The sequence below is a fragment of the Rhodococcus globerulus NBRC 14531 genome (assembly GCF_001894805.1).
In the GTDB taxonomy this organism is placed as follows: domain Bacteria; phylum Actinomycetota; class Actinomycetes; order Mycobacteriales; family Mycobacteriaceae; genus Rhodococcus_F; species Rhodococcus_F globerula.
This window is the reverse complement of the sequence record NZ_BCWX01000005.1, coordinates 223,949-243,773: the sequence shown is the minus strand read 5'-3', so window position 1 is coordinate 243,773 and position 19,825 is coordinate 223,949. Positions and strand designations below refer to the sequence as shown.

At 61.7% G+C, this 19,825-nt stretch carries 21 protein-coding genes; 13 read left to right on the top strand and 8 right to left on the bottom strand.

What is annotated here, in order from left to right:
• Nucleotides 1–2: 2 nt before the first annotated feature.
• The 4 genes from RG2_RS24870 to RG2_RS24855 are packed head-to-tail and all read right to left on the bottom strand — an operon-like array spanning nt 3 to nt 2,431.
• Nucleotides 3–539 (bottom strand): copper resistance CopC family protein, encoded by a 537-nt coding sequence (locus RG2_RS24870; RefSeq protein ID WP_033235399.1) that lies wholly within the window; start codon nt 537–539, stop codon nt 3–5.
• Nucleotides 536–1,204 (bottom strand): YcnI family copper-binding membrane protein, encoded by a 669-nt coding sequence (locus RG2_RS24865; RefSeq protein ID WP_033235400.1) that lies wholly within the window; start codon nt 1,202–1,204, stop codon nt 536–538. Before RG2_RS24865 ends, RG2_RS24870 begins: the two co-directional genes overlap by 4 nt.
• 47 nt (nt 1,205–1,251) lie before the next feature.
• Entirely contained in the window at nt 1,252–1,767 is a 516-nt protein-coding gene (locus RG2_RS24860) for a hypothetical protein (RefSeq protein ID WP_033235401.1), read from the bottom strand.
• 10 nt (nt 1,768–1,777) lie between these two features.
• Complete coding sequence (locus RG2_RS24855; protein WP_033235402.1) at nt 1,778–2,431, bottom strand: DUF6474 family protein; 654 nt, start codon at nt 2,429–2,431, stop codon at nt 1,778–1,780.
• A 124-nt stretch (nt 2,432–2,555) separates the two neighbouring features.
• Here RG2_RS24855 and RG2_RS24850 point away from each other — a divergent pair, with 124 nt between their 5' ends.
• The 5 genes from RG2_RS24850 (at nt 2,556) to RG2_RS24830 (ending at nt 7,913) form a co-directional block, all read left to right on the top strand.
• Nucleotides 2,556–4,112, top strand: coding sequence for a TM0106 family RecB-like putative nuclease (locus RG2_RS24850; protein ID WP_033235445.1), 1,557 nt, complete (start codon nt 2,556–2,558; stop codon nt 4,110–4,112).
• Nucleotides 4,113–4,187: 75 nt separating this feature from the next.
• The gene (locus tag RG2_RS24845; RefSeq protein WP_051730605.1) at nt 4,188–4,592 is read left to right on the top strand and encodes a hypothetical protein; all 405 of its coding nucleotides are present in this window, start codon (nt 4,188–4,190) and stop codon (nt 4,590–4,592) included.
• A gap of 71 nt (nt 4,593–4,663) precedes the next feature.
• On the top strand, nt 4,664–6,874 hold the full coding sequence (locus RG2_RS24840; protein ID WP_230590245.1) for a TPR repeat domain-containing protein: 2,211 nt from the start codon (nt 4,664–4,666) through the stop codon (nt 6,872–6,874).
• A gap of 13 nt (nt 6,875–6,887) precedes the next feature.
• The gene (locus tag RG2_RS32095) at nt 6,888–7,649 is read left to right on the top strand and encodes a hypothetical protein (protein WP_207787549.1); all 762 of its coding nucleotides are present in this window, start codon (nt 6,888–6,890) and stop codon (nt 7,647–7,649) included.
• Nucleotides 7,650–7,913, top strand: a complete 264-nt coding sequence (locus RG2_RS24830; protein WP_072782711.1) for an EAL domain-containing protein — start codon at nt 7,650–7,652, stop codon at nt 7,911–7,913. It begins immediately after the preceding gene.
• A 25-nt stretch (nt 7,914–7,938) separates the two neighbouring features.
• On the opposite strand, the gene RG2_RS24825 is transcribed toward RG2_RS24830, so the two are convergent.
• Entirely contained in the window at nt 7,939–8,706 is a 768-nt protein-coding gene (locus RG2_RS24825; protein WP_033235406.1) for an SDR family NAD(P)-dependent oxidoreductase, read from the bottom strand.
• Between the two features lie 166 nt (nt 8,707–8,872).
• Between RG2_RS24825 and RG2_RS24820 the strand changes: the two genes are divergently transcribed.
• From RG2_RS24820 to RG2_RS24810, 3 genes are all read left to right on the top strand, one after another.
• Nucleotides 8,873–9,463: a hypothetical protein gene (locus RG2_RS24820; RefSeq protein ID WP_033235407.1), complete on the top strand. Its 591-nt coding sequence runs from the start codon at nt 8,873–8,875 to the stop codon at nt 9,461–9,463.
• The gene (locus RG2_RS24815) at nt 9,456–10,109 is read left to right on the top strand and encodes a DUF6308 family protein (protein WP_033235408.1); all 654 of its coding nucleotides are present in this window, start codon (nt 9,456–9,458) and stop codon (nt 10,107–10,109) included. The genes RG2_RS24820 and RG2_RS24815 overlap by 8 nt, the downstream gene beginning before the upstream one ends.
• A gap of 166 nt (nt 10,110–10,275) precedes the next feature.
• Entirely contained in the window at nt 10,276–11,514 is a 1,239-nt protein-coding gene (locus RG2_RS24810; RefSeq protein ID WP_072782709.1) for an HNH endonuclease signature motif containing protein, read from the top strand.
• 51 nt (nt 11,515–11,565) lie between these two features.
• Here the strand turns inward: RG2_RS24810 and RG2_RS24805 are convergent, their stop codons facing one another.
• A complete protein-coding gene (locus RG2_RS24805) occupies nt 11,566–12,249 on the bottom strand; it encodes a TetR/AcrR family transcriptional regulator (protein WP_033235207.1) in 684 nt (227 codons plus the stop codon).
• A gap of 102 nt (nt 12,250–12,351) precedes the next feature.
• On the opposite strand from RG2_RS24805, the gene RG2_RS24800 reads away from it, so the two are divergent.
• The 5 genes from RG2_RS24800 to RG2_RS24780 are packed head-to-tail and all read left to right on the top strand — an operon-like array spanning nt 12,352 to nt 18,010.
• On the top strand, nt 12,352–13,542 hold the full coding sequence (locus RG2_RS24800; protein WP_007735955.1) for a lipid-transfer protein: 1,191 nt from the start codon (nt 12,352–12,354) through the stop codon (nt 13,540–13,542).
• Nucleotides 13,543–13,584: 42 nt separating this feature from the next.
• Entirely contained in the window at nt 13,585–14,016 is a 432-nt protein-coding gene (locus RG2_RS24795; RefSeq protein ID WP_033235206.1) for a type II toxin-antitoxin system Rv0910 family toxin, read from the top strand.
• A gap of 7 nt (nt 14,017–14,023) precedes the next feature.
• Nucleotides 14,024–14,899, top strand: coding sequence for a MaoC/PaaZ C-terminal domain-containing protein (locus RG2_RS24790; protein ID WP_033235205.1), 876 nt, complete (start codon nt 14,024–14,026; stop codon nt 14,897–14,899).
• A gap of 41 nt (nt 14,900–14,940) precedes the next feature.
• Entirely contained in the window at nt 14,941–15,807 is an 867-nt protein-coding gene (locus RG2_RS24785; RefSeq protein ID WP_033235204.1) for an SDR family oxidoreductase, read from the top strand.
• Between the two features lie 4 nt (nt 15,808–15,811).
• Complete coding sequence (locus RG2_RS24780) at nt 15,812–18,010, top strand: acyl-CoA dehydrogenase family protein (RefSeq protein WP_033235203.1); 2,199 nt, start codon at nt 15,812–15,814, stop codon at nt 18,008–18,010.
• Between the two features lie 20 nt (nt 18,011–18,030).
• On the opposite strand, the gene RG2_RS24775 is transcribed toward RG2_RS24780, so the two are convergent.
• Both RG2_RS24775 and RG2_RS31905 read right to left on the bottom strand, forming a co-directional pair.
• Nucleotides 18,031–19,443 (bottom strand): amidase, encoded by a 1,413-nt coding sequence (locus tag RG2_RS24775; protein ID WP_033235202.1) that lies wholly within the window; start codon nt 19,441–19,443, stop codon nt 18,031–18,033.
• A gap of 90 nt (nt 19,444–19,533) precedes the next feature.
• Nucleotides 19,534–19,692 carry a hypothetical protein gene (locus RG2_RS31905; protein WP_020905720.1) on the bottom strand — a complete coding sequence of 53 codons (159 nt, stop codon included), beginning with the start codon at nt 19,690–19,692 and terminating at the stop codon, nt 19,534–19,536.
• Between the last annotated feature and the right edge of the window lie 133 nt (nt 19,693–19,825).

Below are 19,825 nucleotides of genomic sequence, written 5' to 3'. Positions count from 1 at the left end.
GATCAGCTCGACTTCGGCTTGCGGAGCACGAAGAACAGTGCGCCGCCGAAGACGACAACACCGGCGAGGATGAATCCCCACACCGGGATGCTGCTCGACGACGACTCGGACGACGAACTGTCACCAGCCGACGCAGCCGGGGTGACCGGGGTGCCGGGACCGGCCTCGGTGAGTGTGAAGTTCAACGTTCCCTGAACCGGGTGGCCGTCGGCGGACGTGACGCGGTACGCAATCGTGTACACACCGGCAGGCCCCAGATCTCCGAGGTCCACACTCACAGTTGCCCCCTCGACTGAGGGCTCGCCCTTGGACCATTGATCGCGGCTGTCACCGGGGCCCGTGACGGTCAACGCCGCGAACTGCGCTTGCAGTGCTTCGTTGAAAGTGACGGAAACGTTGTCCGGGGGAACCTGGATGGACGCGCCGTTCTCGGGGTTCGACCCGACCACCGCGGAGTGCGCGCTGGCTGTGCTCACCCCGAGCATGGACGCGAGCATGGCAAGTAGGCCGATAGTGACGACCTTCAGTCGTGTGCTCATGAACGCTTGCTCCTCACCAGTGCACCCAGGCCCAGTGCAGCGCCGAGCGCGCCGAGAACCAGTCCGGCTCCTCCGAGCCAGCGGGCGGTGTTGTCGTTCGATGATTCTGTCGCAGTTGTCTCGTTCGTGGCGTGAGTATCGGCGCTGCTTCCGTGCGCGTCGCCCGTCGAAGGTGCCAAGGTCAAGGACGGCGCCGGCTTGTCGGGCTCACTGCCGTCGGCGAGGGCGGCCTGATCCCAGTTGACGACGTTGCCGTCGCTGTACGTCTGCACCGCATTGAACGAGACCTCGTCCTGCGTGGGCAGCGGGCCGGCGGAGAGAACGAACTGTTGGAACTGGCCGGGGCCGACGCCGACACCGGGATCTGCCGTCCAGGTGACGGACTTGGCGACCAACGACGTCGGATCCTTCTCGACGACGGCAGTCCAACCTGGCATCGGTTCGGTGCGCGCGGACTTGAGGTCGGGCAGTGCCACCGTCACCTTGGTGGTGGACGCGGTGTCGGATTCAGTGGGTACGCGGAAGGTCAAAACGCTGTACCCGCCCTGGGTCGCTCCCGGAGCTACGACGCTGACGTGCGCCGACGCGATTCCGCCGGCGAGCAGGATTGCCCCGCCGGTTGCTGCTGCCGTGATGAGCGCACGCGAAATCAGGGTGTTCTTCATGTGGAATGTGTCCTCTTGGTCTGGTGAAGGGTTTCAGTGCGAGTTCTTCAGACCAGAGCGGGAGGTCCGCGCGGGGAAATGCCGGCGCGAAGGAGTGCGCCATTGGGGCCGAGGTGGTGCGTCGTCGGGAATCGGCGGATCAGCGCTGCGACGGGCGTCGCCGGCGCGGACAGCACAACCTGCACGACGCGGGTGAGGACTCCGAACAGTCGCTCGGCAGCCAACACGAGGGTCGCGCAGACGAGCACGGCGACTATGTGTGCTCCGAGCATCGCCAGCCCCGGAGAAGGGGAATGAGAATGCACGGAGAGTGTCATGGTGGTGTGCGCTGCCAGTTGGCCGGCGCCGAGAGCCGCAATGAGTGGTAGCGGTCCGCGGGTCGGAACGGGAAGCGTTCCGGTGATCGCGCCCACGGCTGAACACACGGCTATCAACAGGGTCAGCGCCGACGCCGGCGGTACATCGCCGCCGGCCAGGCCGTGCGCTGCGATGGCAAGAGCGGTCGACACAGCCCCGACAGCACTACCCCGAAGGAGTGCTGTCGTGGGCGCGTCGGTGGACACTCGAGCAGGTCTAGCGGACGCCGAGGCGTGCGAGCAGATCAGCCTCTACGCCGTCGAGTTCGGAGGAAATAGCGTGGTGGGCGGCCTTGCGGCGAGCCTGCGGCATCTGCTCGGCCGCCCGCACCGCGGTGCTCAGGTCGCTCAGACGCTCACGGATGGCTGCGGCAAAACGCTGCGTCTCGGCGGCGTTCGGCTTGTGGCTGAGGATTTCGGTGACCGAGCTTTCCGCTCCCGCAATGCGGGCGCTCAGCTTGGCTCCGTGGCCGGTGTAGTCGCCCAGTTGGTCGACGGCGATGCCCATCTTCTGAGCGCGCGCGGTATCCAACTGACCACGAACCGCGGTTGCCGCTCGATAGATGATCGGCAGCAGAACCGGAGCCAGTAGCCGAGCGACACCCAGGTACTTGCGCACCTTGGCAACGGTCAGGCCCTGATTCACAGCGGCCTTTTCCTGGGCCTTCAGCGTGGCGATCTGCGCCTTTTCGATCTTGTGCGTCGACTCGATCTCAGCCTTTTCCAGCTTCTTGATCGACTTGGTCTCAACCTTGTCGCGCTTGCGTTGGCTCTTGGCGTTGAGTTTCGCCTCGACCTCGGCCTTGTGCTTGAGAGCCTTCGCCTCCGCCTTGCGGGTGGCACGAGACTTTCGCTTCTTGAACAACCCCATCGAAAAGGACCCCGTTTCCAGGTGTTTGTGCGCTGCCAGGTACCTGCGCTTCGGCTTCAGCCTAGGGGAGCACATAATCTTCGTCATCGTGTGTTCCGATAAAAGCCCCGCGCCCTCGCTCCCTCTGATCGATTCAGGGGCGCTCACGCGTTGCCGTCATCGGGTGCGCCTCGACGGATTGTTTCCGGGCAAGTGGGCGTCGGAGCCTCTCGATACGGGCATCAAGCAGCGTCAGGAATCGGCAACGGCCAAGCGTGCGGAGATCGCGGAGCTGGTGATCGGCGCCGCTCCGGATCGTTGGGTGCGGATCAACGCCGATCAGTCGACGGCGGCGCAAGCTCGCGACACGCTGGCCGCATGTGAAGCCGGCGCCGACCGCATCTGGGGCGCCGTGTTGCCTGTCGAACGTGACACCGGCCGCAAGGGTCGATGCGAAATGTTGATCCGCGATACCGACGGCGGCGGCTATATCCCGGTGATCGTTGTCAACCACAAGGTCACCGACCCGGGGCAGGGTGCGATCACATCTGGCCTGTTCGAGTGGGAGCCTGCAGTCGATCCGAAGCGCAAGGTGCGAGGCCAGGTTCGTGATCAGATGCGCGTCGCGCAGGTCTACCGGATGCTCGAGCGCCGGGGACTGGCGAGTCCGTCGTTGCAGGCGGGTGCGATCGGTTACAACGGCGACTGCATCCTCGTTCACGACCTGAGTGCGATTCTCGAGGACTACGACGAGCGCTACGACGACAGGATTGCCGTGGCGCGCGGTGAGGTGCTGACGTCTCCCTCTCAGGTCAGTGAGTGCAAATCGTGCCCGTGGTGGACGGAGTGCAAGGAAGAGTTGGTCCGCAACCGTGATGTGAGCCTGGTTGCGGTCGGTTCCCGGGCCGAGCTTCTGCGTGACGCCGGATGCAACACCATCGATCAGCTCGCGGCCTGGGAGGGCGAGCCGCTCGAGGATTGGCCACACGGAAACTTCGACGACGCCGTCGTTATCGCGAAGGCGTGGCTGGCGGGCGCTCCGTTGGTACGACGGTTCGACAAGATCTCGGTGACGCGCGCCGATATCGAGATCGATGTCGACATGGAGAGTTACCAGGAGCACGGTGCCTATTTGTGGGGAACTTTGCTCAATGTCGGTGGCTTCTCGATGTATCGGGGATTTGCGACGTGGGATCCGTTGCCGACACGGGACGAGGCGCGATCGTTTGCGGAGTTCTGGGGTTGGCTGATGGCAGAGCGTGCGGGCGCAGCGGTGTCCGGTAAAACCTTTGCCGCCTACTGCTATTCACGTTCGGCGGAGGACAAATGGCTTCTGGATTCTGCGCGTCGATTTGCCGGTGAACCGGGCATTCCGACCAAGGAAGAGATCCGGGAGTTTATCGACAGTCCGCAGTGGGTTGACATCTACCAAGCCGTCAGCGATCAGTTCATCTGCCCGGATGGCAAGGGGCTCAAAAAGATTGCGCCCGTTGCCGGATTCCATTGGCGCGACGCCGAAGCCGGTGGTGAAGCGTCGATGGCGTGGTACCGCGAGGCGGTCGGCTACGACGGTGAGCCGGACGAGACGCAACGGACGCGGATCCTGCAGTACAACGAGGATGATGTCATCGCCACCAAGGTCTTACGTGAGTGGATGACGGACCGCGCGGAGAAGGAAATTCCCCTCGCCTCGGACCTGTAATCCGGCTTACTCGACGTATACTTGGCCCGCGTTGCATGAGTCGGGGGGTCTGACTCGTACGTCCGAGGGGGGATCGTGGGTACGTTTGCGGCCGATATTGCTGAATTGAAAAGCTTGGGCGGGGTGCTACACGGGCTCGCGGATGAAGCTGGTCGGCTGAGCGTGGGACCGTCGGCCGGTGCTCCTCCCGCCACTGGTGGCACGTTTGTCCCCATGGCGCCTGGGCCCTTGCTCGGGAATCTCCCTTTTGCGCCTGCGAATACGGTGCTGACCTCTTTTCTTGAAGCATCAGCGATCTCGCACGAGCTTGTCGAGGGTGTGCTGGTTCCCTCATTGCAGGAACGGTTGGGCGAGACCGGCGACATCATGATCAACGTCGCCGAAAAGTTCCGCAGTCGCGACGAGCAGTCTGCGGCCGAACTTGCCACCGCGTACACCGACGCCACAGGCGCCTGGGTCGCCCAGGAACCCACCGCATGACGCCGACGCGTGCACAGATCGAATCGTGGGATCCAGCGTCGCTCACTGCCGTTGCCGACGCGTGGATTACCTTGGGCAGCAAGGCGGAAGATCTGTTCTCCCGGTACCTCAGCAGTGTTACCACCGTCCACGGTGCTTACTGGGAAGGAAAGACCGCGGAAGCGGCTCAGGACAGGGCCGCCGCAGACAGGAAGACTGCCGGCGAGGTTGTCGATGCTCTCGAAGCTCTGGCAAAAACCGCACAGCAAGGCTTTCACGAGATCGACGCTCCCTTGCAGCGGGCCCGAATGGCTGTTCTTGCAGCAGAAGCGGATAGATTTGTGGTCTCGGACGCGCTTCTTCTCACCGACACCGCGGCCGAACCGGACACAGCCCGTGTTGCCCTGATGGTCGAACGGCAACGTGAACTGACCGACGCCGCAAATGCCACCGAGAATGCGGACAACACTGTGCGAAGCTCCCTGGCAGGCGCTCGTGACGGGCTACGTGTGACATTTGTATCCGCAGCTACCTCGGGTGGGGAGCAGGGTAAGAGTGATTCTGACGCTCTAGCAACACATCCGGCGTCGATGACGCCGGAACAATTGCAGCGGATCACGGAAACCGGCCACCTGACACCGGAACAGGTCACGGCATTGGAACGTGGTGACACTGCGATAATCCCGGCGTCGCAGATGGAATACCTCAATCAGCTGGGAAGATCACTGGATGGGAAATCGCCCCAGGAGATCGAAGACCTGCTCTCGAAGTTGCCGCCCGATGCGCAGGCTGCGGTCGCAAACTCGCTGCAGATACTGTCCAACGAGAACGTCAGCGCGACGGTCGAGGGTGATCCGGACGTTCCGACCAAGGGCGGTCTGAACCTTCTACCCGACATGATGCGAGAGTCTCTGACTCGGGATGACTTGGTGGTAAACAGCTTTGAAGTAGTTGGCGGATCCGGCCTTCCCAGCATCGCACTCAACGGGGTTGCCGACAATCAGGCGATCGCCGACATCGTTTCGATGGGCGACGATCAGTACAAGAGCGGAAGCACCCTGGACAGTGCGCTTCTCGACGTGGGGCAGAAATACCTGGATGCGCAGGTCGCTCATGAACAGAACCCGGAACACAAGTTCGAGTACTTCATGGTCGATGGGCGTGGTACCCAGGACATGGCTGTCACCGAGCAGATCTTCGCCGCTGTGGGACATGACAAAATTGCCGTCGATGCCGTTGTCAACAATCCAGAGATCGGCAGCGACTTCGTGAAGGATGTGCTGTCCCACAACTGGACTGACGACGGTAAAGCCGCGTCGACGCTCTTCGACTTCCCGGATGGTGATGCCACTGTGGAGAATCCGAATGATCCCACCGATGTGGCCACGGCAACTCGTACCGGCAGCATCATGTCAGCTGTTGGGGAAGCGGTTAGTACTGACGACGCGTGGAAGTTGCTGTCCAATATCCCTGAAGCCGACGGCCAGTCGACTGGCCAGCTCAATCCCGATCTGTTGCAGACAGTTTCGAATAGTATGAGTCCCTACGTTTCTGATCTGGCTGGTGAAGATCCTGAGAATCATCCAGGTTTCAGCATCGGAGGGTGGACTGATCCCGACGGGTTTCGTCACTACACTGGCTCGGCAAACGTGTTCGCTCTGATGAATACCGACGAAACGGCTGGCACGAACTTTACCCGAGCGGCATACCAGGAGATGCTCGCGAGGCAGGGTGCATATGCGCTGAACCCTATGGGGGAAAGTGCAGCCAACAATTTGGATACTGCGGGAAGGCTGGCGGGGCTGACAGACTACGGATTGATGCGTGGCACTCAGGATGGTTACGACGACAAGGCGGCGCAGGCAGCCGAAATATATGCACGCAAGAACAATGCATATGGTGCCTTGATGAGTCTCGGAACCTTGGGAATCGGAAACCTCCCTGGCGGGGATTACATCAACGCCATGATCGGTGCCGGGGGTGATCCGTTGAAGGAGTCGGTAATCGGTGCCCAGCCTTCAGGGCCTGAAACCGCTAAACTCGCAGGTTTCGATTCAGCTAGACAGGCTTACAATATTCTGAATGCGGCACCGGAATTACCACCTGAATTCAAGGAAGTTTACCGGTGGGCATTCGATGATGGAGAATTGAGATCTTGGGATCAAATTAAGGAGGCGACCAACGAAAAACCTTATAGGCTGGGTGATATTGACACAATGTTTTCGACGTTTGGTTCCTCAACTGATTTCCATGCGACGCGGATGCTGGAAAAATATAATGCGGTGGCGTGGAATGCTCCCTAACAGAGCACTTTCGGTGGCGGTAGCGCTGATATGTGTGGCCTCTATTTCAGCGTGTGGCAGCGACAGATCGCCGACGAATTCTGCCGATGTCGCACCGGCGTCGGAGTTTCCGCACACAACGGTGTGGTCGGCTGATCCTGGTGTCGACTTATTCGGTCGCGGTGCTGAATTGATTCGAGCGACTGCCGAAGCCACTGCGTACACCCATACCGGCGGACCAGAGTTTACTTATCCGGGCTACATCGATGCGATTCGTGACATTTCCAGGGATCGTTCTTCAATTAGTTCGTGGATCGTGAATCAGACTCCCGACTACGATAATAGGTTTACTTGGTTCCGGAATATTGTCGATTTTTCGGAGAGTTCAGATTCGGTGTCGGCAATTGTGTGTGACTATTTGGTTCACGAGAAGCCGTCGAAATTTGACAGCTCGGTTGTTCTCGATGGTTCAGTGCGTATAGTTTTGGAGAATACTGCTGAACTTGCGGGCAGTTCGGGAATCGTAGACACCGATGTGGGAGGTCATGATCCACGTGCCCAACGCCCACCCTCGTGGAATGTTTTCGGGAACTGGAAAATCGTGGAGGAAAAATCGATTCCGGGCAATGCGATCTCGCAAGGGTGCGTCGATTGGTGGAAACAAGAGTTCCCGACGTTCACCGTAGACACCCAAGGGAGTAGAGCGTTGATTTCGCCTCCCGGGTATGTCATGCCGACTATGCCGATGGCTGTGCAGTATCCGGAGTGGATCGGTCCGTCGCTCGGCGTCGCCTAATTGGACCGTCTTCGTGCGACGGGGATCGCAATTGCGTTGGACGACTTCGGAACCGGCTACTCGTCTTTCGAGAGTTTGAAGAAACTGCCCGTGGGCATTCTCGAAATCGACAGATCATTCATCACTGAGCTCAGTGAAGGTGATTCGCCGGCTGTGAGTTGGTTCAGGGCTATTACATCAGCGAGCCGATACCGGCGGCGGACGTCGCCGAATACCTCAAACGGTCATAGCCCTTGTGCGCCTTTGTTAACCGCGGGCGGTTGACAAAGGCGCACAAGGCAACAGAAACCTACCGCGGTGTCATACGGAGAGCGCCGTCCATGCGGATGGTCTCGCCGTTGAGGTAGTCGTGCTCGACGATCATCTGAGCGAGCTGCGCGTACTCGGACGGCTGGCCCAGACGCGACGGGAACGGAACGCCGGCTTCGAGGCCCTTGCGGTACTCGTCGGTGACGCCCGCGAGCATCGGGGTGTCGATGATGCCGGGAGCGATCGTGTTGACGCGGATGCCGAACTGAGCCAGGTCGCGGGCAGCCGGAACCGTCATGCCGTGCACGCCGCCCTTGGATGCGGAGTAGGCGATCTGTCCGATCTGGCCTTCGAATGCGGCAACAGATGCGGTGTTGATGACAACCCCGCGCTGGCCCGAGTCGTCGACGGTATCGGTCTTGGCAATGGCGTCGGCCGCCAGGCGCATGACGTTGAACGTGCCGAGCAGGTTCACGGTGATGACCGTGCGGAAAAGCTCGAGGTCATGCGGGCCGTTCTTGGACAGGATGCGTCCGGCCCAGCCGACGCCGGCGCAGTTGACGACGATTCGCAGCGGAGAGCCGGATTCGACGATCTGGTTGATGGCAGCTTCGACCTCTTCGCCGCTGGTCACATCGGTGGGGATGAGGGTGACACCGGCGGGGACATTGTCGCCGGCGCGTTCGATCGATGCGGGCAGGTCCAGGCCGAAGACGGTAGCGCCGGCGTCGGCGAGGCGCTTGGCCGTAGCTGCTCCCAGTCCGGAAGCTGCTCCGGTGACCAGTGCTGCGGTTCCCTTGATTTCCACTTCGTATGCTCCTCGAGTTAGCGATCGGTAAGGCAGTGGTACGTGTTGAGAACCATAACGCGGCGCTCTATGTGAGGGCGAACGCGCGAGGGCTCCATAGCGCTGGGTACCTTTGATGCGAGGTGAGACGTAAGGTTTCGACCTCATCGGACGAGAGGGGGCCGCGGTGAGCAAAGCACCTGTGCGCCCCGCCGCCTCGGTCGAGAACTTCGAGCGATTGCAGGGCGACCCACTGTTCGAGGATCTCGCCGAGCTGATTGCAGAGGTACTTTCCTACGCATTCGACGCTCCGGCGGCAGTCGAGATCGAGCAGTGGACGATCAGCTGCCTGCCGTCGACAAACCGATCCGCGGATCGCCATCGATTGTTCACCCTCAACATCGGTCCGATGGAAGTGCTGAGCGTCGAGTGTCATCTTGTCGGCGGGCAACCGATCGAACACGTCATGTCGGTCTTCGTGTCGAGTTCGGCGTTGGAATCCCGAACGGGTTGCAGTATCGAGGAACTTGCTGCAAAACACGATTTGCTCGGCATCCGGCGTACTGCGTTAGCTTCAGCCGACGGTGACGGGACCATGATCGACTGCAGCCTCGAGGACTCGGATGCGTTGGAGCAGTTCGCCGAACTGCCCGTCGACGCGTCGACCGTTCGGCCGCTGGCGGAGCATCTCGTAGCCAAGGGCAAAGGGCCTTTCCGGCAGTACCACAATCCCGGATTTGCCAAGTACGTACTCGAAAGGTCAGTCGATCATGGTTGAGCAAATGTCCATCCGCTTGCCGCGTGTGCTGCGAGACGGTGACGATGCCGGCGCCGTCGACGTGTTGCAGGAGTACTTCACGAGGCCGCTCCGAAAGACAGGGTATCTCCGTACCGGTGCGTTGTGGGATTCCTGGGATCCCAGTGGTAATCGTGATCGCGACGCGGACGTCTTCACTGCGGAAGATCTTGTCGCAGTGACACTTCTCGCAGTTCAGGTTCCAGCCCAGGGCGCATTGTTCCTGCTGGGAGAGATCAACGCTTCACTGAATGCGCTCCTGGCTGATGTAGGTCCAGATCGCGATCTGGTGGACGAAGTTGATCCTTTGACGCCGGAATCTCCGGTGTGGCGGCTGGAGACAGCGCTGCGCGAGATCCACGGCGTCGGCCGGACGATGGCGTCCAAGCTGATTGCTCGCAAACGCCCACGGCTCTTCCCGATCTACGACGACGTCGTCGGTCGAGAACTCGGAACGAAGGCCGCCCATCTGGAGCCGGTGCGGGGCGCCTTGCGCGACGGGGAACTCCAATCGCGATTGCAGGGCCTACGCGATCTGGCAGGTCTGGACGAAGTAGTGCCCGCAGTGCGGATCCTCGACGTTCTGGCGTGGATGCAGGGCAAGGGTTACAAGCCCGCTTCGGAGTAGACGGGTTCTTTCGAATCGTTGCATGATTGGGCACGATGGCAGTGCGCAACTGTGGGTCACGATTCATTGAATATTCTTGTATGTCAACAAGTCTCGAGCACAGATTCGCTTAAACGTGTCCGATATGTCCCTAGGAATCGAAATCCTGTTCGATTAGAATTGGCCCATGGACAGTCGGGAAGCGTGGCAATACGACGGCGAGGGCCTCAAGACCGAGGTACTCGACCTCGCTCGCGCCCGACACGAGATGCAGTCCCGCATGGTTGTGATGATCACGGAAATGTTCACCCGCGACACCCTCGGCGGCAAAGGATTCCGCGCTATCGCACAGTGGCTGCACCTGTCCACCAATCTCGAGATCGGTGAATGCAGCCAGTTGGTGGGCCTGGCGCGGTTATTCATGCTCGAACCTGTTGTCGGACAATCTTTTCACGACGGTGATATCGACGCGTTGAAAGCGCGTCAGGTCGCCCACTTCTGCCAGCACCCGCCCAAGAACATGAGCCTCGCCGACGTCGAGAAAGCCCGCGACATCCTCCTGACCCTCGCCTCGAAGAAGGTCACCGACTGCGATTCCGTCCGCGCCGCGATCCGGCGGATTCAGAAGCAGTACGGCAACCGCGCCGACGGTGTACCGGCCGGTGAAGATTCCGAGCTCAACGAGTTCTACGCTTCCCGCGGTTTGTACGGGCGAGTCAGCGTGAAAGGTGACCTCGACGCCGTCAACGGTGCCCGTCTCATCGCATTACTGTCCGCCCTCTCGGCGCCCACGCCGGAGAAGGACGGTGTGAAAGACGGACGCACCCTGGCACTTCGACGCGCCGACGGGTTCTGCGAAATGCTGCGCCGCTACGAAGCCGCGGGTCTCGGTCCCGTCGAAGGCGGCGTGAAACCGCACCTGACGATCACCGCCACCGCAAAAGACATGACCGATCTTCAGGCCCTCAAAGACATGTTGCCTTCCACCGAGGAACTCGGGTATGCGATCACCAACTGGGCCGGCCCCATCGGCCTCGACACCGCCCGTATGCTGGCCTGCGACTGCGAGGTCACCCGAATCCTCCTCGATAGCAACGGTGTTCCGCTCAATCACGGTATGAAAGCGCGACTTGCCAGCGTTCCGCAGCGGCGGGCCCTGACGGTTCGGGACGGCGGATGTGCCTTCCCCGGTTGTGGCACTCCACCGGGCTGGTGCGACGCCCACCATCTGATCCACTGGCTCGATGACGGCCCCACGGATCTCGATAATTTGATCTTGTTATGCGGTCACCACCATCGGATGATGCATCACACCGAATGGCGCGTGGACATCGGAGACGACCGAAAAACCCGGTTCTATCCACCGATGTCCGTGGATCCGTACCAAGTTCCCGTTCCCGGGAACACACCGCCAACAGCGGCCTGAAAGACAAACGTGTGCACCGGGGATCAAACATGCCCCGGTGCACTTTGCTGCCTACAACTCCGATATCGGCGTCTCCAAAGTGATGTCCACACCCATCCGTCGCAGATTTCCGTCGAGAACCTGCCAGATGGAAAGCTCGAGGAACTCGGCCAATTCAGTGCCGGACACGTCGGAACCGGGTTGGCTGAGCCAACGATTGACGCTGACGTCGACCAAGCCGATGACGCCGAAAGCCAAGGGCTCTGCCATCTTCGACGGTTTGCCGCGGCTGGCGAGGATCGCACCCAACAGGTTTCCCAACTGGACGGCGATGGCTGTCTTGGTTCCGGTCACCACTTTCGAACCGGTAGCTCGGGTGCTCGGCGAGCCCTTGCCTAAAAAGTGGTGCAGTCGTGGGTATTTCACAATCCATTGAAGGTAGGTCTCGACTGCCCGTGAGATGGCCTCGCCGACCGTGCCCTGTGGCGTGAGGGTGGGTGTCAGGTCGGTCATCATCATCTCGAGGATGCGGACTCGCAGCTGCTCGTCGAGGTCGGCTCGATCCTTGAAGATCCGGTAGACAACGGAACGGGGGACGTCGGCACGTTCGGCGATCTGCTGGACGCCGACATCGGCGCCACCTTCGTTGACTGCATCGAGTGCTGCGTCGAGGATCCGCGCTTTGCGCTGCTCCTTGTGATCGTTCCAGCGAGTGCTGCGCCCGTCGGGCTGCGCCGACTCGGCTGTTTTTGTCATAAATCGAACGATACTCACCCGGCCATTGACTGGACAAGATGTCTCACATACTTTGGTGGGACAGCGTGTCACACACAGATACCGTTCTCCTCAGGAGTGGCAATGAGTAACAGGGTTTTTGTCGTCGGCGTCGGCATGACGAAGTTCGAGAAGCCGGGAGCCCGCGAGTGGGACTACCCCGACATGGCACGCGAGTCGGGTACCAAGGCGCTCGAAGACGCGGGTATCGACTACACCGAGGTCGAGCAGGCATACGTCGGCTACGTCTACGGCGAGTCCACCGCAGGTCAGCGGGCTGTCTACGAGCTGGGTCTGACGGGCATCCCCATCGTCAACGTCAACAACAACTGTTCGACGGGATCGACCGCGCTCTACCTCGCCACGCAGGCAGTCAAGAGCGGTCAGGCCGACTGCGCACTGGCGCTGGGCTTCGAGAAGATGCAGTCCGGGTCCCTCGGATCCACCTACGACGACCGTGAACAGCCACTCATGCGGCACCTCCTCGCTCTCGCCGAGCTGCAGGAGTTCGCGATGCCGCCCGCTCCGTACATGTTCGGCGCCGCGGGCGTCGAGCACATGGAACGCTTCGGGACCACTGCAGAGCAGTTCGCGAAGATCGCCGTCAAGAACCACAAGCACTCACTGAATAACCCGTACGCCCAGTTCCAGGACGAGTACACCCTCGAGCAGATCCTCGAAGCACGCCAGATCCACGGGCCGCTCACCAAGCTCCAGTGCTCGCCTACCTCGGACGGATCCGGCGCGGCGATCATCGCCAGCGAAGCATTCGTCGAGAAGCACGGACTCGCTGCTCAGGCGATCGAGATCGTCGGGCAGGCCATGGTCACCGACATGAACAGCACCTTCGAGGACAAGAGCGCGATCAGCCTCGTCGGCGCGGACATGACCCGTAAGGCCGCTGAGAAGGTGTACGCGCAGGCCGGGATCACCGCCGACGACGTCGACGTCATCGAACTCCACGACTGCTTCTCCACCAACGAGTTGCTGACCTACGAGGCGCTCGGACTGTGCGCAGAAGGTGACGGCGGCAAGCTCGTCGACGCCGACGACACCACCTACGGCGGACGCTGGGTGGTCAACCCGTCCGGCGGCCTCATCTCCAAGGGTCACCCCCTCGGCGCAACCGGCCTCGCACAGTGCGCCGAACTCACCTGGCAGCTCCGCGGAACCGCCGACAAGCGTCAGGTCGACGGCGCGAAGGTCGCTCTCCAGCACAACATCGGACTCGGCGGCGCAGTTGTCGTGACCGCATACAAGCCCTACGCACGCTGAATCACACCCACAACCCGCTAGCTACCCACTAGGAGTTTCATCATGGCTTCCGTTTCCGTCTCCGCTGTACTGCCCGCATCCCCCGAGAAGACCTGGGATGCGCTCTCCGACCTGTCTCGCTGGGAAGAGTGGCTCACCATTCACCAGGGCTGGAAGAGTGAACTCCCCACCCAGGTTGCGTTGGGCGCCAAGTTCACCGAGGTCGTCTCCGTGATGGGTATGGCAAACAAGATCGAGTGGACCGTCGAAGAGGTAGAGGTTCCGAAGATGGTCAAGATCGCCGGTACCGGAATGGCCGGCGTCACCGTCGAATTCGTTCTCTCGGTCGAGGCCGACGGTGCGGGTTCGAAGGCAACCGTCGACGCCAGCTTCAAGGGCACCATGATCGTCGGGCCGATCGGCAAGGCAGTTGCCAAGAACGCCAAGGTTGATCTCGAGGCCTCGCTGGCTAAGTTCGCCGAGCTGGTCGGGTAACGGCTCAATGACAACACCGAAGACCAACGCGGTCGAATTCGATACGTCCGGGCTGGACGTATGGACCGATCCGGAGCACTTCGAGGTGACAGCCGAGCGCATCGCCGAATACGCCGCTGCCACCAACGATCCCATCGAGCGACACCTGAAAGGCGAGATCGCTCCACCGGTCTTCGCGGTGGTACCCGTCTTCATGTCGATGGCACCCGCTGCGCTGTCGGTGGCGCCGGTCGAACTGCTGATGAAGCTCGTTCACGGTGAGCAGGACTTCCTGTTCCACCGTCCGATCTACCCCGGTGACCATCTGGTCGCTCGTGCCAAGCCCATCGGATTCGAGGGCCGGGACAACGGATCCACCGTCGTCATCTACGTCGAAACAAAAACCGACAAGGGTGAATTGGTCAACGAGCAGTGGATGACGGCCTTCTTCCGCAAGGTCGACGCAGGCCCCGGCCTGGGTGAGAAGGCTCCCGAACACCGATTCGACGACGCTCTTCGCGCGGGTAGTCCCGCAGCGGTGATGAACCAGCATATCGACGAGGACCAGACGTTCCGGTACTCACCGGCTTCCGGCGATCCGATGCCGATCCACCTCGACGAGGAGATCGCTCGGATGTCCGGTCTCCCCGGAATCATCAACCACGGACTGTGCACGATGGCGTTCACGTCGTGGGGAGCCCTGACCGAACTGGCGGGCGGAGAGACCGAGCGGTTGCGCCGTCTCGCAGTGCGATTCGCGAAACCCGTACTCCCGACACAGGACATCGAGACGGTGTTCTACAAGTCGGGTTCGGCAGACGGAGCCACGTCGTACTCGTACGAAACCAGCGCGGTCGGCGACCTCGTCATCAAGGACGGCCTCGCGGTCATCGCCGACAAATGAGTCTTCATGTCCGACAACTGAACTGATGGGAATCTGAACTGATGGGAAGTCTCGACGGTCGCGTAGCGATCATCACCGGAGCAGGACGCGGCATCGGCCGTGAGCATGCGCTGCTCTTCGCCAGTGAGGGTGCGAGCGTCGTGGTCAACGATCTCGGCGGAGCAAACGACGGTTCGGGTGCAGATGCCGGCCCCGCGCAGCAGGTAGTCGACGAGATCGTCGCTGCAGGCGGCAAGGCCGTTGCCAACACCGACAACATCGCCACCTGGGACGGCGCCGAGGGCCTCGTCAAGCAGGCCGTCAGCGAGTTCGGCCGACTCGACGTACTGGTCAACAACGCCGGCATTCTTCGTGACGCCTTCATCGCCGGTATGGACGAGAGCCAGTGGGATGCAGTCATTGCCGTGCACCTCAAGGGTCATGCGGCGACGCTGCACCACGCTGCCGCGTACTGGAAGGACCAGAGCAAGGCAGGCGAGACCGTCAACGCTTCGGTCATCAACACCGCTTCGGCTTCGGGTACCTTCATGCCCAACGCGGGCCAGGGCAACTACGGCGCCGCCAAGGCGGGCATCGCAGCCCTGACTCTGGTGGCCGCTGACGAGCTCGATCGATACGGTGTGCGTGTCAACGCTATTGCGCCGATCGCGCGTACTCGGCTGACGCTGGCGACACCCGGTATGGGCGCGTTGTTCGCCGCCGAGGTCCCCGAGGGTGAGTTCGACGCGTTTGCGCCGTCCAACATCTCCCCGTTGGTGGCCTATCTAGCGGCAGCGGACTGCAAGCTGACCGGCAAGGTGTACGCCGTTCAGGGTGGTGCTATCACGGAACTCGCCGGCTGGCACGGTGTGAACACCATCGAGAGCGAGGGTCCCTGGACCACCGCCGACCTCGCCGAACGTCTGTAAGCGCATGGCACGCAACGCATACGAACTCGGCCTCGGGCTGAGTGAGGAGCACACCGCACTCGCAGATTCGGTGCGGTCATTCGCCGAGCGCACCATCACTACCGAGCAGGTGCGCGCGGCGGTGGAGTCGAGGACCGAGGACAAGTTCCCCGAGTTCTGGACGGCCCTGGTCGGGCAGGACCTTCTCGGGCTCGCGGTTCCGGAAGAACAGGGTGGTCACGGCGCCGGTCTGCTGACCTTGGCGGTGGCACTGGAAGCATTGGGCCGCACTGTCTCTCCCGGCCCGTTTGTTCCGACAGTATTGGCAAGCGCCGTTCTCGGCGCCGCTGATTCCAAGGCGGGACCCGAGTTTCTGCCGGGCCTGATCGACGGAAGTCGTACAGCAGCAGTCGCCTTGGGTGCACCGTTGACGGCCGAGTCGTCGGACGGTGGATACAAGATCACGGGCGCACTCGACGGTGTGCTCGGTGGTGAACACGCCGACGTGCTGCTGGTCCCGATCCAGTTGCCCGAGGGTGTCCGCTACGCGGTGCTCGAGAGCAGCGCAGTCGCGATCACCGTGCAGGACAGCATCGACGTGCTGCGCGGCAGTGCGCGGATCGAAGCTGACAATGTTCAGATCGGCGCCGAACGGATACTCGACGGTCTCACCGAGGCGCGGGTACGGTCCATTGCCGCAGTCGTTCTCGGTGCCGAAGACGTCGGCGTCATGTCCTGGTGTGTTTCCACTGCGTCGGAGTACGCCAAGACCCGTGTGCAGTTCGGGCGACCCATCGGCCAGTTCCAGGGCGTCAAGCACAAGTGTGCGCAGATGGGCATTGCACTCGAGCAGGCACGCGCCGTTGTGTGGGATGCGGCAAGCGCATTGGACAAGGGCGACGACACGGCAGATTTTGCCGCCGATATCGCCGCAGTCATCGTGCCGGACGCCGCAGTGCAGGTAGCTCAGGATTGTGTGCAGGTCCACGGCGGCATCGGATTCACGTGGGAGCACGCCGCGCACCTGTACTACCGTCGCGCACTCTCGATCCGCGGCATTCTCGGTACTCGCGAGGATCGCGCCAACCGTGTTGCGCAGCAGGCACTTGACGGTGTCAGCCGGGCTTCGGTTCTCGAACTGCCGCCCGAGGCAGAGGAGATCCGCGGCGGCATCGCGGCCGAGCTTGCCAAGTTGGTCGAGCTCGACGAGGACGACCAGCTGATCGCGCTCGGCGACGGCGGCTGGGTTCAGCCTCACCTGCCGAAGCCGTACGGGCGCAGCGCTGCTCCGCTCGAGCAGATCGTCATCTCCCAGGAGATCAAGGCTGCGGGTATCTCGATGCCGCAGCTCCTGATGGGCACCTGGGCCGTGCAGGCCGTCGTAGCGCATGGTTCGGACAAGCAGAAGCAGGAACTGGCAGTACCGACCCTGCAGGGTGAGCTGGTGTGGTGCCAGCTCTTCAGTGAGCCCGGTGCTGGTTCCGACCTCGCGTCATTGTCCACGAAGGCCGAAAAGGTCGACGGCGGTTGGAAGATCACCGGTCAGAAGATCTGGACTACGGTTGCGCAGTTCTCCGACTGGGCAATGCTGATCGCCCGTACGGACGCCGGCAAGCCGAAGCATCAGGGCATCACGTACTTCGTCCTGGACATGTCGACACCGGGCATCACTGTTCGCCCGCTGCGTGAGATGACGGGTTCGGCGTTGTTCAACGAGGTGTTCCTCGACGACGTGTTCATCCCCGACGAGAACGTGGTCGGCGAGGTCAACGACGGCTGGAACGTTGCACGTACGACGCTGGCCGGCGAGCGCGTCGCCCTGAGCCAGAAGATGGAGGCGTACGCCTCGGACTCCGATCTACTGAAGTTCGCGAAGTCAGCAGACCTGAGCCCGATCGGACGCTACCGCGTCGGTGAGCTGGTGGCCGAGAGCCAGGCGATCGACCTCATCGGCTCCCGCGTTGTGCTCAAGCAACTTTCGGGAATCGACGTGAGTACGACGTCGAGCGTCGGCAAGCTGTTGGCGATGAAGATCAGCCAGTCGATCGCCGAGTTCGTCGTCGCCGAACTGGGTGCTGCCGGAGCGGTCAGTATCCCAGGTCAGCCAAGCGACAAGGCGATGGAGCAGCTCATTTCGGGCCGTGCCACCACCATCTACGGCGGCACAACCGAGGTGCAGCTCAACGTGATCGGTGAGCGCATGCTCGGATTGCCACGAGACTGAGGGTATTTATCGGGTGGGGCTCAGTCCTGGATTCTTCTCCAGGGCTGAGCCTCTTCCAGTTCGAAGGCCAATTCGAGGAGTGTGCGCTCGTCGCCGAGATCGGCGGAGAAATGCGAAGCCAACGGCAAACCATTGCTGGTCTGGTGCATCGGTAGCGAAATCGCGGGACCACCGGAGATGTTGTTCAGCGGCGTGAACGACGTGTACGCGATCAACTTGTCGAAGAGTTCCTCGAAAGGCTGAGCAGGAGAAAGGTATCCGAGCTCGGGGGTGGTGTGCCCCAGAGCAGGCGAGAGCACGACGTCGTACTTCAAGAACATGGCGCTGTACTGCTGCTGGAGGCGTCGCAGGCGGTAGAGCACGCGCGGCGTCTTCACCAGGTTCTTCCGGTACAGCGTGTAGAGGCCCTTCGTGAGGTTGTCGGTCGCTGACTTGTCGAAGTCAGGCCCGAGCATCTGTTTGCCACCGGTGGAGATGGCAAACGACAAAAAGCCCCAGTAGATGCTGAAGTCGTCGATGAATTCCGGTCCGACGGGCAATGCCGCGTCCTCGACGTGATGGCCAAGGCTTGCAAGGAGTTCAGCCGTAGCTCCGACGGACTTGCGTGTCTCGTCGTCGGTCTTGGTGACCGTCACGGAATCGGTGATCACACCGACGCGCAATCGTGTGGAACTCGGTCCTTCGATCAGGCGAACCGGTGCGAGTCGTGGATTGCGGTAGTAACTTTCGGCCGCTGACATCCATCGTGCAGTGTCGCGAACCGTGCGGGTGACGGCGCCCTGAGCGATCAGCCGGATCGGCATCGACTTGTCGGCCGGATCGGCGATGGTACGGCCGCGAGTGGGTTTGAGTCCGACCAGTCCGCAGGCAGCGGCGGGAATGCGAATCGATCCACCGCCGTCGTTGGCGTGCGCGATCGGGAGGACTCCGGCAGCAACCAGTGCGGCAGCGCCACCCGAGGAAGCGCCCGACGAGTAGGCCGGGTTCCACGGGTTGTGCACGGGTTCTTCCGTCATGTACTCGGTGGACGCACTGAATCCGAACTCGGGCAGTCGGGTCTTGCCGATCGAAATGGCCCCGGTGGAGAGGAACTGCTTCGCGAAATCGCTGTCAGCCTTGGCGGGGACTGCGGTGAAGGCGGTGCTGCCCTGCTGGGTGGGGAGGCCGGCGCTGTCGGTGTTGTCCTTGATCGCGGTGGGGACGCCGGCGAAGATGCCCGTGGCCGGCCGGTTGCTCCTGGCGAGGGCGCGATCGAAGTCTGTGCAGGCCAGACCGTTCAATTGCCCCTGCACTGCCTCGGCGCGCGCGATCGACGCCTCCATGACCTCCCGTGCGGTCACCTCGCCTGATTCGATCCGGGCGGCGACGCCGGTGGCGTCGAGATCGCCCAGGGCGTCATCGGTGAATGCGTGGACGGGGGTGTTGGGGCTCATGGGGATCCTTGTCAGGCGGAGGCACTCAGGTCGTCCGTCCAGCATATTGGACGGACGACCCCTGAGTGGCGCTATCTGTGGATTGCGGTATCAGCTACCGAAGATCGTCACAGCCTGCTCTGCGGCCTGCGGCGCTTGCTGGAACAGGCCCTGAGGGATGAACTGCTGGGGAATGAACTGCTGGGGACCCAACTGCTGGAAGTTCGTGACCATCGGGTGGATGACGTTGTTAAATACATCGTTGAACATGTGTTGTGTCCTTCGGTTACAGCGTTTTTCGAACTTCTGACTCCATCGACACTAAGCACGGTTCGAGTGGGTTTCAACGAAAATCGCTGATACACAGTCAAGTTCAAGTTCATTGCCAGCTGGGGGCCAGGAA

What these genes read in the sequence shown, in the direction of transcription:
- RG2_RS24775 (WP_033235202.1), bottom strand. Translation starts at nt 19,443, where the DNA reads ATGAGCCCCAACACCCCCGTCCACGCATTCACCGATGACGCCCTGGGC.
- RG2_RS24785 (WP_033235204.1), top strand. Translation starts at nt 14,941, where the DNA reads ATGGGAAGTCTCGACGGTCGCGTAGCGATCATCACCGGAGCAGGACGC.
- RG2_RS24780 (WP_033235203.1), top strand. Translation starts at nt 15,812, where the DNA reads ATGGCACGCAACGCATACGAACTCGGCCTCGGGCTGAGTGAGGAGCAC.
- RG2_RS24800 (WP_007735955.1), top strand. Translation starts at nt 12,352, where the DNA reads ATGAGTAACAGGGTTTTTGTCGTCGGCGTCGGCATGACGAAGTTCGAG.
- RG2_RS24810 (WP_072782709.1), top strand. Translation starts at nt 10,276, where the DNA reads ATGGACAGTCGGGAAGCGTGGCAATACGACGGCGAGGGCCTCAAGACC.
- RG2_RS24815 (WP_033235408.1), top strand. Translation starts at nt 9,456, where the DNA reads ATGGTTGAGCAAATGTCCATCCGCTTGCCGCGTGTGCTGCGAGACGGT.
- RG2_RS24865 (WP_033235400.1), bottom strand. Translation starts at nt 1,204, where the DNA reads ATGAAGAACACCCTGATTTCGCGTGCGCTCATCACGGCAGCAGCAACC.
- RG2_RS24790 (WP_033235205.1), top strand. Translation starts at nt 14,024, where the DNA reads ATGACAACACCGAAGACCAACGCGGTCGAATTCGATACGTCCGGGCTG.
- RG2_RS24870 (WP_033235399.1), bottom strand. Translation starts at nt 539, where the DNA reads ATGAGCACACGACTGAAGGTCGTCACTATCGGCCTACTTGCCATGCTC.
- RG2_RS24855 (WP_033235402.1), bottom strand. Translation starts at nt 2,431, where the DNA reads ATGGGGTTGTTCAAGAAGCGAAAGTCTCGTGCCACCCGCAAGGCGGAG.
- RG2_RS24805 (WP_033235207.1), bottom strand. Translation starts at nt 12,249, where the DNA reads ATGACAAAAACAGCCGAGTCGGCGCAGCCCGACGGGCGCAGCACTCGC.
- RG2_RS31905 (WP_020905720.1), bottom strand. Translation starts at nt 19,692, where the DNA reads ATGTTCAACGATGTATTTAACAACGTCATCCACCCGATGGTCACGAAC.
- RG2_RS24795 (WP_033235206.1), top strand. Translation starts at nt 13,585, where the DNA reads ATGGCTTCCGTTTCCGTCTCCGCTGTACTGCCCGCATCCCCCGAGAAG.